Origin of the sequence: Trinickia violacea (assembly GCF_005280735.1) — a bacterium.
Taxonomy (GTDB): domain Bacteria; phylum Pseudomonadota; class Gammaproteobacteria; order Burkholderiales; family Burkholderiaceae; genus Trinickia_A; species Trinickia_A violacea.
Genome location: NZ_CP040078.1, coordinates 1,285,864 through 1,298,062 on the forward strand (window position 1 = coordinate 1,285,864; position 12,199 = coordinate 1,298,062).

The following is a 12,199-nucleotide window of genomic DNA, read 5'->3' on the forward strand; positions in this document are numbered from 1 at the left end:
CGCGCTGGGCGTGGGCGTCACAGATCGAGCATCAGCCGCTCGCTACCCGCCTTCTCCGCTCTCGCGGGAACGGCGCAGCAAATCAGCGCTTCGCCAGCGGGCACTTCGAACATCGGCGCTTCACGATAAGCGACCGCGCCTTCCACGATCCGCGTGCGGCAGGCGCCGCACATCCCGGCGCGGCAGCCGAACTCGGGCGTCAGCCCGCGAGCTTCCGCCAGCGCGAGGAGCGTTCCGTCATCGGGCGTCCAGCGCGCTTCCTTGCCCGAGGCGACGAATACCACCGGCACCGGCTGTTGCGCGGGTGTCGGCGCCTGTTCGGCCTCCGCGCATCGATCCTGGGTGCGCTGCAGTCCGGCCGGACCGAACGACTCGGCATGAATGCGCTTGTCCGCGATCGTTAGTCCACGCAAGCCGTCATAGAGCGATTGCGTGAATCCGGCTGGGCCGCAGAGATAGAAATCGAAATCGTCGAAGGGCAGCGTTGCTTTCAGCACGTCGATATCGAGGCGGCCTTGGGCATCGTAGTCGCGCTGTTCGACGGCGCCCTCGGTGTCGGTCAGCAAGCGAATGATGCGCACGGCGCCTCGCGATTTTTCGACCAGCGCTTCGATCTCCCCCGTGAATGCACGCTCGGTGAGCGAGCGCGCGGAATAGAAGAACCACGCCGGACGAATCCGTCTGCGGCGCAGGCCCTCGTAGACGAGATGCCGCAACATCGCGAGCATCGGCGTCACGCCGACGCCGCCAGCCAGCAATACGACGGGGCGCGATTCGTGCGCGTCGATTGTGAAGTTGCCCGCGGGCGCGCGCGCTTCGATCACGTCGCCCTCGCGCAGCGTATCGTGCAGATGTTGCGATACGACACCGTCGCGCTTGACGCTGATCCGGTAGGCGTTGTCGGACGGCGCAACCGATAGCGTATACGTGCGAATCAGCGGCGTGTCGCCGGATGTACGCGAGATTCGGATCGGCAGGTGCTGACCGGCCAAGTGAGGGACCAGTCCCGCCCCATCCGCGGGTTCGAGATGAAACGAACGGATCACCGAGCTTTCGTCGACGATCTTCGCGATCCGGAAGGGCCGCCAGGTGTCGGCGAGCCGCATCGCCTCGATGCGTTCCGCGCTTTCTTCCCAGCTTCCGGTCATGGCCGCATAGGGCGAGACGCCGTCTTCCGGCAGCGTCCAGCGCAGCGGCATCGCCCCCGCGCGATAGACGATGCGGCGCGGCGTGAAGCGCCACAACCGCTCCGCGCCCCGGAACGTGGCGATCTCGGGCGAGTCGAGGTCCACTTCGGCCTCGCCCGTCAGCTGCAGCAGGTCGCCGCTTTCGAAATCGGCAAAGACGAGCCCGGCCTTCGGGTTCGACAGAAAATTGCCGAGCGTATTGAAGAACAAGTTGCCCGAGAAGTCCGGCACGGTGAGTACGCCGTCTTCACCGACGCGCACGAACCCGCGTTTGCCGCCGCGATGCGAGACGTCGACCTCGCGGCTGCCGATACGTTCTTTGTCGCGCTCGACGTATGACGCGACGAAAAACGTATCCGCTCCCGCGATAAGCGCGGCCGCGCGCGCGTCGAGACGAGACAAATCGACGGGCGTCTGCGCCGACGGCAACGAAGGCTCGCGGACGAATTCGAACTGACGCGCTTGGATATAGCGGTTGCAGTTGCCGAACGACTGCCTGACGCCGATATCGAATCCGCGCTCGGACGCATGGCTCACGACGCCATTCAACCGGTTGCGCCGCCGCGTGTGCAATTCGACGCCGATGAGCGCGATGGCCGCGCCGTCGCGAATCCCGGCGCTGGCCGGATCTCGCGGATCGCGCATCGCGTTCACATGCAGCGCGTCAGGCGTCGGCGCCTGCAGGAAACCGGGCTCGCCCGCGAGCAACGTAGCCCATACGTCGCCCGCTGCGTCCACGGCGCCGAGCGCGACGAACGGAATCAGCGGATAGAACTCGCGATGCTGGTCGATCAGATGATCGCGCACCACGCGGCGGCCCACGCCGTCCATTTGCCGGACGACTCCCGCACGCTGCTGCAGCGCCAATTCGCCCGCATGCCACGGCGAACGGGTGTCATTCTCTTGTGCAGGTGCCGGCATGATGAGCCCTTTGCGTTAACGCGATTGGCGTAGTGCGAGATCGAAGGATTGTAGGGTAGCGCTCGCCGCCGCGCTTCGATAGACACCGGGCCCAGGCTTGAGACGATTGAGCGTATATATGAGCCTCCCGAGCGTGCGCCGGCGAGACGAGTCTCCTACACTGGAGCCGCAACGCGCCTCGCGCGCACCCGCTACTTCTGCGTCCACAGGAGGACCCATTCCATGACGACACAGCCTGAACCGTCCGCGGCGCCTCCGTCCACGGCGCTGACGCTGCCGAGCCGGCACGATTTCCAAACCACGGTCATTCGCCTGAAGGAAGCGTTGGCCGCGAGCGGCATCACGCTGTTCGCCGACATCGACCAGGCCGCCGCCGCGCGCGAAGCAGGGATGGCATTGCGCCCGACGAGGCTCTTTCTGTTCGGCAATCCGAAGGCGGGCACGCCGGTCATGGTGGCCAATCCGCTTGCTGCGTTGGAATTGCCGCTCCGCGCGGTGATCTGGGAGGACGACGAGCACGCGGTCCACCTCACGTATCACGACGTGACGAAAACACTCGGCGGCGTGTATCGCGTCGATCCCTCGATCTACGCGCCGTTGAGCCGAATGCCTGGGCTGCTGCAGCGCATCGTCGACGAGGATTGAAAGCGAGCGTTACCCTCGGTTGTCGAACGCCGCGATCTGACCGACACTATGCGTCTCACTGAACGCATAGACGCTACCCGGAGAATCGCGATGTTCGAGCACGTTCCCGCCTATCCTGGCGACCCGATCCTGAGCCTCAACGAAGACTTTCAGCACGATCCGCGGCAGAACAAGGTCAACCTGAGCATCGGGATCTATTTCGACGACGCCGGCGCGCTGCCGGTGATGGGCGCGGTGCGCGAGGCGGAAAGCGCGCTGCTCGGCAGCATCGGGCCGCGTCCCTATCTGCCGATGACGGGCCATGCGCCATACCGCGACGCCGCGCAGGCGCTCGTGTTCGGCGCCGATAGCGAAGCTCGGGCGAGCGGCCGGATCGCGACGCTGCAGACGATCGGGGGCTCCGGCGCGCTGAAAGTCGGCGCCGATTTCCTGAAGCGCTATTTCCCGAACTCGCAGCTGTGGTTGAGCGATCCGAGCTGGGAGAACCATCGCGTCGTGTTCGAGAGCGCCGGGATCACGGTCCATACGTATCCGTACTACGACGAGCACTCCGGCGGCTTGCGTTTCGAGCAAATGCTCGACAGGATCAAGAGCCTGCCGCCGCAAAGCATCGTCTTGCTGCACGCGTGCTGCCATAACCCGACAGGCGTCGACTTGGACGACGCGCAATGGGCGGAACTCGTTCCCGTCTTGCAGCAACGCAAGCTGATCGCATTCGTCGATATGGCCTATCAAGGCTTCGGCGCGGGGCTCGAGGAAGATGCGGCATGCATCCGTCTGCTCGTATCGTCGGGCGTGCCGCTCATCGTCGCCAACTCGTTCTCGAAGAATTTCTCGCTGTACGGCGAGCGGTGCGGCGCGTTGAGCGTCGTGTGCGAATCGGCCGATGAAGCGAAGCGCGTGCTCGGCCAACTGGCGTCGAGGGTGCGCGCGAACTACAGCAATCCGCCTACGCACGGCGCGCGGCTGGTCGCGGGCGTGCTCAATGCGCCGGCGCTGCGCGCATCGTGGGAGCAGGAGCTGAGCACGATGCGCGAGCGGATTCTCGCGATGCGCAAGCGCATTTACGACGGGCTGAACGGTCACGTCGAAGAGCGGCTTCTCACGCGCTATCTCGCGCAGCGCGGCATGTTCACGTATACGGGCTTGACCGAGATCCAGGTGGAGCGTTTGCGTGAAGAGCACGCGGTGTATCTGCTGCGCTCCGGGCGCATGTGCGTGGCCGGCTTGAACGAGCGCAACGTCGGCTACGTGGCTTCGGCCATTGCCAGTGTCGTGAAGAGCACCGCGTGAGCGGCCGCGCTCTTCATGCGATGTTCGGCACCGGGGAATGCGCGGATTGATCGGACAGACTCTCGATGAACCGCGCGACCAGCGGATCGGCGACGAAGCTCGCGGCGGAATCGGCGAGCAGAATCGCCGAGCACTCTTGCGGCTTCGCGACGACATAGCCTTGCACGTAATCGACACCGATCTCGTGCAGCGCCTTTAGCGTATCCAAGTCTTCGACCCATTCGGCGACGCTGCGCATGCCGAGATTGTGGGCGAGCGCGACGAGCGCTTCGACGATCGCAACGTCGGCCGGATGCGAGCACATCGAGCGCACGAATTCGCCGTCGATTTTCAGGGCGTCGGCCGACAGCGACTTCAGATAGCGGAACGACGTATAGCCCGCGCCGAAATCGTCGAGCGCGATCTTGGCGCCCATGTCGTGCACGCGGTTGATGAAGCGCTGCGTGTTCCCGAGGTCGTGCAGCGCGACGCTCTCTGTGATCTCAAGGCAGAGGTAACGAAGGATCGAACGGTAGCGGATAAACAACGCGAAGATCTCTTCGGTGAAGCGCTCGTCGTTCAGCGAGCCGCCGTTCAGGTTCACGCAGATGAAGCGCGTCTTCGGCAGCGACTTCTGGTTCGTTTCGATCCAATCGAGCGTCGTGCTGACCACCCATTTGTCGAGCGCGGCGATGTTGCCGGATTCTTCCGCGGCGGAAATGATCTTGTCGGGCGTGACGACTTTGCCGTCGGCCGCGCGCATGCGCAGCAGCACTTCGAAATTCAGCGATTCGGTCGGCGCGGTGAGCGACATGATCGGCTGCATCACGAGGAAGAGCCCCGCCGGCAACTGATTGCGGCCGAACGATTCGACGAGCTTCAGCTCCGCGGCGCGCTGTTCGAACGCGGCAGCGCCCTTGCGATACACGACGAGCCGGTTGTGGCGGCTTTCCTTGGCCTCGCGGCACGCGCGGTCGGCGTGCGAGAGCGCATCTTGCACGCGCACGCCGTGAGAACACTCGACGAGGCCGATCGACGCCTTGACTTGAAACGCTCGGCTGCCCACCTGATACGGAATTTCATTGAGTTCGGCGAGCAGCCGCGTGCAAAGCTCGACGGCTTCGTCGATCGACGTTTCGTTCATGACGCACACGAACTCGTCGCCGCCCATGCGCCCGAACGAGAAGTCGTCGTGAAAGCGCGCGAGCACGCGGTCGGCGACTTGCTTGAGCACTTCGTCGCCGGAGCGGTGGCCGAAGAGATCGTTGATCAGCTTGAAACGGTCGAGATCGATATAGGCCAGTGTCCAAAGCGCCGCGTTCTCGCTTTGCGTCGCGATCGCCTTTTCCAGGCCGCGCCGGTTCAGCGAGCCCGTCAGCGGATCGTGCTCGGCGAGAAAGCGCAGCCGGTCGATCGCCTTCGAGCGTTCGGTCACGTCTTGCAGCGAACCTTCGATCCAATCGTTCGACGTGATCGCCTTGAGCAGATAGCGGCGATCCGCCGTGCCGTGCGCTTCGGAGCCGCCGATTTCGATTTCGCTGTTGCGGCCTTTGAGCGACAGCGCTTGCAGCGAGCCCCATGCGCCAGGCTCGAAATAGTCGTTCCAGTGGCGCAGGCCGTAGTCGCTCTTTTGCATGGCGAGCATCTCGCGCAGCGCAGGATTGGCGCGCACGAAGCGTCCGCGCGAATCGAGCGTGAAGAGGCCGATCGGCGTGACCTCGTAGGTGTTGCGCAATTCGACCTGCGCCTGGCGTCGATGCTCGCGTTCCGCGCGCATCTGTTCGGCGATGGCGAAGGCGGCCATCATGCTCGAGGTCAGCGCAGCAAGTACGGGGCTGACGCCGGCAGCCAACTGGCGCACGCCGAACGCCGCGCCGAGCACTTCGGAGAAGGTGGCGAGCAGCACGACCGCGAGCGATGCGACGTACCACATCACCGTGCGCGAGCGCGCTTTCCAAAGCAGCCGCGTAAGCAGAAAGATCAGCACGCTGATACCGAATCCGCCGAGCACCCACAGCGCGGGGATGAAATGCGCGTAGGAGAGGGGAATCGAGAGGACGAGCAGCACGAGCCCGACATTCTGCGCGACGCGCAACAGCCAGCGATAGCCGACGATCTTCAGCTCGCGGCGAAACAGTTGGCTAAATAGCGCACCCGTCAGCAGGTAATAGGCGGCAAAGGTGACTTTGCGCAGCAGCGGCAGATCGGCGGGAGGAATCACGCGATCGAGCCATTCGGTATCCCAGCCCATCGCATTGGCGCACAAGCGCAAATTGCCGACGAGCCACATCGCGAAGATCACATAGGTCCACTCGCGATTGATGATGGCCGTGACGAAAACGAAGACGGCAAGCGTCAGCAGGCCGCCCGCGATCAAGCCGGAACTCTCCTGGAAGTCGAGCGCCGAATTGCGCAACTGCTCGGCGTTCACCGCTTCGACGGTCAATTGCGCGGGGCCCGAGAACGTGCCGCGGCAGAGCAGCTGCGTCGGACTCGCGGGTTTGCCGAGCGAAACCGCAAAGCCGGCTTTGACCGTGCGCATCGCTCCGGATACGGCGTCGCGGCTGGCGCGGCCGAGCGACTGCAGCGCCGGCACGGTCCAGCATTCGAGCGTTTGCGCGTGGCGCGATGGAAATTCCACGAGCGTCGTCAGATGCGTGCTGGTGACGGGTGCGGAAAACGTGAACCAAATCGGGGATTCCGCGAGTTTCGTGCTGAAGTGATTGACTGCCGGCGCGTTGGCCAGCGCGTTGATTGCGGAAGCGGGAGTGAGCGTCGATGTCTTGTCGTTGAGCGCGCGAAAGGTCAGCGGGCCGGAACTGGTCGACGGGTATTGCCGAGGCAGCAGCAAAAGAACCACGATCGTGCTGAAGGCGATCAGCCCCGGCACGATGTAAATGGAAAAGAGGTAAAGCGCTTGATCGAGCCTCGATCCGGCGCGCGCGCGTCGGAAACGGGCTAGGGGGCCGCCGAAGCGGCCGCCAAACAATCCACCAGGACCACGAGGACCAAGCGACGCCATATCTGCAATTCCCCCAGCCACACTCTCGCGCCGCCGGAACGGCGGCGGTGCGAATCTTCGCCCGCCGCCACCCGTTCGCTATTGCGCCCGATCATATTAGAGCGCGGCTTTATTTCAATAGCTTGATTAAGCAATACGCGATCCTTCCTGGCATCGTACCGGTTCCGGCCTCAAAGATAAATCGTTCGGTACGCGCAAATCGATATCCGGATGATGTGTCTGAAAGACGAATTTGAATAGTGGGTGCTTCGCTTCCCCCCACCGCTGGCGCGCGACGCCGACCTCGCCGGCCATGACCCGGTGCGGCAAGCCGCCGACATGGGCCATCGGCATAAATTGCCGATGTTCAAAAACATCTTCGAACAGCATTGCATCGTATTCGCGATCGATTGGCGAACGCGCAGTAATGATCAACCAATCAATTTGTTGTTGCTCGCAATAGAGGAACAATGCCTTGAACAACATCATTTTCACGACTTTGCCGACGGCGCCGTTCGCCACGCCCAAGCGAGTGGCTTCGGCAAGACGCGACGCACCAAATCTGGGCGGCAGTTCCACCGATTGTTCGACGGGAAGCGGCGCGAACTCGTTGGTCTGAATGCGCATCGTGCCGATCGGCTCGTCGTCGAGCTTGGCTTCCGCGAGCAGCACGGTCGTGCCGGGCTCGCGGTCGCAGGCTTCCACCACCATCTTTTGCGCGAACTCCGGCAAGTGCCGGCCATATGCCGTGCGCCGCACATTCACGCATTTCCTTAGATCGCGTTCACTGGTCGCAATCCGGATCGCAAACGGCATCCGTTCGGGATTTTGGAGCGCTTGAATAGCCGGTAATTCAAGCCTGCTGGCGAGATCGCGAGCATCCTGCATAATTTCCATTGCATTCATTTTGAACCCCTTTGTATTGGTGAGGGAGAGCCGTAGCGTCGGCCGTATTTGGCGCGGCAGAGCGGCAGGATTAGCGTCTCACGAAGACAAATTGGGGAGTGCGGTGTACCGAAGATTCGGGAGTACTTTTTGCGGCTTACGATGAGAGATTGGCGGATCGCGGCAGCAGGGAGGGGGCTCGAGTGCGCGGCGCAGCACTGACGCGGCAAAACGGATGCGGCTGAGATATCAGGTGATGGGACGGCGGCGTGCGCGCGAGCGGCGCAAGAGCCGCAAGAGATCGCTGCTTTAGCAGCCTTTCATTAGCCTGAATAACGATGAGATTGCACGGTGCATTCGCGGCTTCATCGCGCGGGATGCCTGACGCACGCATGCCGTTATCAGGATTTCGCGCGATTTCCACTCCAGATCGATGGAATAGCGCTTTCGACTTTTACACGCGAGCAGATCAAATCGTGGGATACGCAACGCGCGGTCGCTATTGCGTTTTCCATTCGTGCGACTGTCTCTAATTCGCAGATCGCGAGAAAATTTACGGAATTGCGACACATCCGGTTTTGACGAATACGCCAAAGCTATTTGAAAGGTTGTGGGCGAGCGGTACCTCCCCGGGGGATGTGAGGCCGTTGAAGTCGGGATTCATCCCCGGCTAGTATTCGGTGATGGGGCCTTATAACTCACGAGGAGGAGCACCTGCATGGACCGCCTTCAGGCGATGGAAGTCTTTACGCGCGTCGTCGAGACCAATAGTTTTTCCAAGGCGGCCGAGATGCTCGAGTTGCCGCGCGGATCGGTGAGCAACCTGGTGCAAGCGCTGGAGCAACACGTCGGAGTGCGCCTCTTGAACCGGACGACGCGGCAGGTCAGCGTGACGGAGGACGGGGCGCTTTACTACGAGAAGTGCATCAAGATTCTGGCCGAGATTGCGGACGCCGATTCGTCGCTGTCGAACAAGCGCAAGAACCCGTCGGGCACGATTCGCGTCGACACGTCCGGCACGATTGCCAGGTCGCTGCTGTTGCCCGCGTTGGACGAGTTCTACCGGCTGTATCCGCTCATCGACATCCGGCTTGGGCTTGCCGACCGCAACATCGATATCATTCAAGACGGCGTCGATTGCGTGATCCGCATGGGCGCGCTCGAGGAGTCGAGTTTCGTCGGGCGCCGTATCGGCGATGCGAAGATCGTCACGTGCGCCTCGCCGGCTTATCTGGAAGAGTACGGCGAACCGGCCACGGCGGAAGACCTGAGCCAGCATCGCGCCGTGAACTATGTATCGCAGCGCACGGGCAGGACGTTTCCGTTCGAATACGAAATCGGCGGCGAACTCGTCAAGATCCCGATGAACGGCGTGCTATCGGTCAACGACGGTTCGACGTACATCACGGCGGGCGTGCTCGGCTATGGGATCATCCAGCCGTCGCGCTACATGGTGGCGGACTTGATCTCGCAAGGAAAATTGAAGGAGATTCTTACTTCATACTATTGCCCGCCGACGCCTATTTCAGTCGTTTATCCGCATCGCGAACACCTTAGCTCGCGAGTCCGCGCGTTTACCGATTGGGTGATCGAAATGGCGGCGCGCAATCCCGATCTGCGGATTTGAGCGCGATTCAGCCGGCGGCGCGCGCCTGCGAATCGTCGGCTCGACCTAGACCCGCTCGCGATTCCGCACGCCGGCCGGGATCGTCAGAGGCAACCTCACACGCCCTTCCGAAAGCAGCTTGAATGTCGATACCGATCCGGCCACAGCCAGGCCGATCGGAATGAGAAAGTCGTGGCTGACGCGCGTGAATTCCATGAGCAGCACGATGGCCGTGAGCGGCATTTGCATCGACGCTGCGAGAAACGCCGCCGCGCCGACGATCGCAAACGCGCCCTGCGAGGCGCCCGGCCAAACGAGATTCCACAGGCCGCCAAGCACGATCGCGAGCAGTGCGCCGTTGGCGAGACCCGGCGTGAGCAATCCGCCTTCGGCACCGGCGCGCAGGCTGCTCGCGCAAATCGCGACCTTGAGGATCAGCAAAGCAGCCGCGAGCCCGATGGTCAGGTTGCTGTCGAACGCGAGACTTGCCGGGCCCTTGCCGTTGCCCGGCAATTGCGGAAAGTGCATCGCAAGCACGCCGATCACCGCGAAGTTGATCAGCGACAGGAGGGGCAAGCGCCAATCTTTGGGCGCATTCGCGCGTGAGCGCGTCATCAACTTCGTGAATCCCCATGCGGCCGCCCCGAAAACCGGGCCGCACACTAACGACCAGACGAAAAGGGGACTGCTCACCGCGAGCTGTGCAACCCCGTACTGATGCTCGTTGCCGAGCCCGGCCCACGCCACGACCGCGGCCACGGCGGAAGTCACGACCGCCGGCACCAGCGCCGGCCAGCCAAAGGTGCCCAGCAGCACTTCGAGCACGAAGATCGCGCCGCCGAGCGGCACGTTGTAGACGGCGGCAAGGCCCGCGCCCGCGCCGCACGCCACCATGATGCGGCTTTCGGCAGCACTCAATCCCGCACGATGCGACACCCAGCCGGCCCACATCGAGCCGATCTCGCGCGGTGCCACTTCACGCCCCAGCGGCGAGCCCAACGCGACGGTCACGATTTGCAAGAGCGCATGAACGGTCGTGCTGACGATCGGCATGCGCGGATCGTCTGCCTTGACGGCTTTCTTGATGCTGACGAGCGGACGTCCAAAACGATAAAGCGCCCACCAGCCGGCGCCCGCGACTACGCCGCAAACCGTGAGCGCCATCAGGCGCCGCTCCGGCGCGGCAGCGCTTACGCCTTGCAAAAAGCTTTCGCTGCTGATCACGTGGTCCACGCTGAAGCCGTAAGCGATGTGCTGAATCCAATGCAGCAGCAACGCGAGCAGCATGCCGCCAATGCCGGCCCCGACACCCGTCAGGAGCGTGACCGCGATAAGTGCGCCGAGGGGGCTTCGGTCGCGAAGCGTCTTGGCGTGCGTGATCGGAGTGGTGGGCATGGCGTTGCGAATGGGAAGGCGGTTTGGAATGCCGCCATCCTATTGGGCAACGATGCATGAGACAAATTGATTTTTCTCACCTTTTAATGCGCGCATTGCATATGCGCAAGGCGAAGCCGTTTCGGCAAGACCGACGTTTAGTTTTGTTCCTGTCGATGCCGGTTGGCGCTCAGAAACGAGGGCAACACGCTGGACAGTCGCGTCAGCAGCGAGCCCGACGATTCGGCGACTTGCCACGCGAACAAGCCGGGCACATAGATCAGCAGATCGCGGATGCGTCGCGCGCCCGCAAGCGCGAGGCAGGTCGAGGGATCGAGGCCGAGCGCGCCGCCGATCAGGACGAAACCGCCTTCCTGAACGCCGAGTCCTCCCGGCACGAAGAACGCGGCGCTGCTGACGGCCTGGATCAGCGACTCGATGACGACCGCTTCAAGGAAGCTCACATGCGCGCCGAGAAAATAAAGCGCGATCCAAATCTCCAATGCGGTCGCGAGGCATTGCAGCGGTTGCCAGAAAAACAAATAGCGGAGCACCACGCCGCGCCGCCGCCAGATCAGCTTGATCGACCGGTCGATGCGCGCGGATTGATCGACGAGTGCCGCGAGCTGGCCGCTCGTCATGCGGTTGAGTAGACGCGTGAGGCGCTCGAACGGACTCGCGTGCTGGACCAAGGCAAACAGCACGAGAATCGGCGTCAGCACGACGACGCCCCAGGCCAGATCGCCTGCGAGACGCCATGCGCCGGATTGCGCGTGACTGAACAGCACGCCGATGCCGATCATCGTGAAGAGCAGCTGGCTGATCAGCGTGAGCTGAACGTCGGCGACAAGGCTCGCGGCGGCCGTCGCCGGCCGCACGCCGTACTTCTTCAACAGACGGAACGAGACGACTTCGCCGCCGATCCGCGCGACCGGCAGCATGCAATTCACCGATTCGCGAAGCCACACCAGATGCAGCATGCGGGCGAGACTCGGACGATTGGCGCCGCGTATCAGCGTTTGCCAGTCGCGCGCATTGGCGAGCATCGGCAAGACATGGGAGAGCGCGGCCAGCACGAGGCCCGCGCCCGCGGCGCGCATCAGCCCGAGCACGGCTCCCGGATTGCTGTGCCATACGAGCCAGAGCGAGGTCAGCAATCCCGCCAGCGCAGCGATACGGCCAATGTGCTTGCTCATGCAGCCATCACCCACTGCAGAGTGGCCGCGTTGCGGGCATCGAAACGAAAGTCCTGCAACGATATCCAGCCGCAACAGCTCGAGCGGCTGTCCAAATGAATCGACATCACGA

General features: G+C 63.1%; 8 protein-coding genes. 3 read left to right on the top strand and 5 right to left on the bottom strand.

The features are described from left to right. Positions 1 to 17: 17 nt before the first annotated feature. On the bottom strand, positions 18 to 2,108 hold the full coding sequence (locus FAZ95_RS27860; RefSeq protein ID WP_137335696.1) for a 2Fe-2S iron-sulfur cluster-binding protein: 2,091 nt from the start codon (positions 2,106 to 2,108) through the stop codon (positions 18 to 20). 222 nt (positions 2,109 to 2,330) lie between these two features. On the opposite strand from FAZ95_RS27860, the gene FAZ95_RS27865 reads away from it, so the two are divergent. Both FAZ95_RS27865 and FAZ95_RS27870 read left to right on the top strand, forming a co-directional pair. Then, on the top strand, positions 2,331 to 2,753 hold the full coding sequence (locus tag FAZ95_RS27865; RefSeq protein ID WP_137335697.1) for a DUF302 domain-containing protein: 423 nt from the start codon (positions 2,331 to 2,333) through the stop codon (positions 2,751 to 2,753). A gap of 90 nt (positions 2,754 to 2,843) precedes the next feature. Next, positions 2,844 to 4,046, top strand: coding sequence for an amino acid aminotransferase (locus tag FAZ95_RS27870; protein ID WP_137335698.1), 1,203 nt, complete (start codon positions 2,844 to 2,846; stop codon positions 4,044 to 4,046). A gap of 13 nt (positions 4,047 to 4,059) precedes the next feature. Here FAZ95_RS27870 and FAZ95_RS27875 read toward each other — a convergent pair whose 3' ends face one another. After that, a complete protein-coding gene (locus FAZ95_RS27875) occupies positions 4,060 to 7,047 on the bottom strand; it encodes an EAL domain-containing protein (RefSeq protein WP_137335699.1) in 2,988 nt (995 codons plus the stop codon). A 126-nt stretch (positions 7,048 to 7,173) separates the two neighbouring features. Beyond that, the gene (locus FAZ95_RS27880) at positions 7,174 to 7,932 is read right to left on the bottom strand and encodes an N-acyl amino acid synthase FeeM domain-containing protein (RefSeq protein WP_137335700.1); all 759 of its coding nucleotides are present in this window, start codon (positions 7,930 to 7,932) and stop codon (positions 7,174 to 7,176) included. A 697-nt stretch (positions 7,933 to 8,629) separates the two neighbouring features. Here FAZ95_RS27880 and FAZ95_RS27885 point away from each other — a divergent pair. Then, positions 8,630 to 9,538 carry a LysR family transcriptional regulator gene (locus FAZ95_RS27885; RefSeq protein ID WP_137335701.1) on the top strand — a complete coding sequence of 303 codons (909 nt, stop codon included), beginning with the start codon at positions 8,630 to 8,632 and terminating at the stop codon, positions 9,536 to 9,538. Between the two features lie 45 nt (positions 9,539 to 9,583). On the opposite strand, the gene FAZ95_RS27890 is transcribed toward FAZ95_RS27885, so the two are convergent. Beyond that, positions 9,584 to 10,942 (bottom strand): chloride channel protein, encoded by a 1,359-nt coding sequence (locus FAZ95_RS27890; RefSeq protein ID WP_254700357.1) that lies wholly within the window; start codon positions 10,940 to 10,942, stop codon positions 9,584 to 9,586. A gap of 107 nt (positions 10,943 to 11,049) precedes the next feature. Further along, entirely contained in the window at positions 11,050 to 12,087 is a 1,038-nt protein-coding gene (locus FAZ95_RS27895) for a lysylphosphatidylglycerol synthase domain-containing protein (RefSeq protein ID WP_137335703.1), read from the bottom strand. Between the last annotated feature and the right edge of the window lie 112 nt (positions 12,088 to 12,199).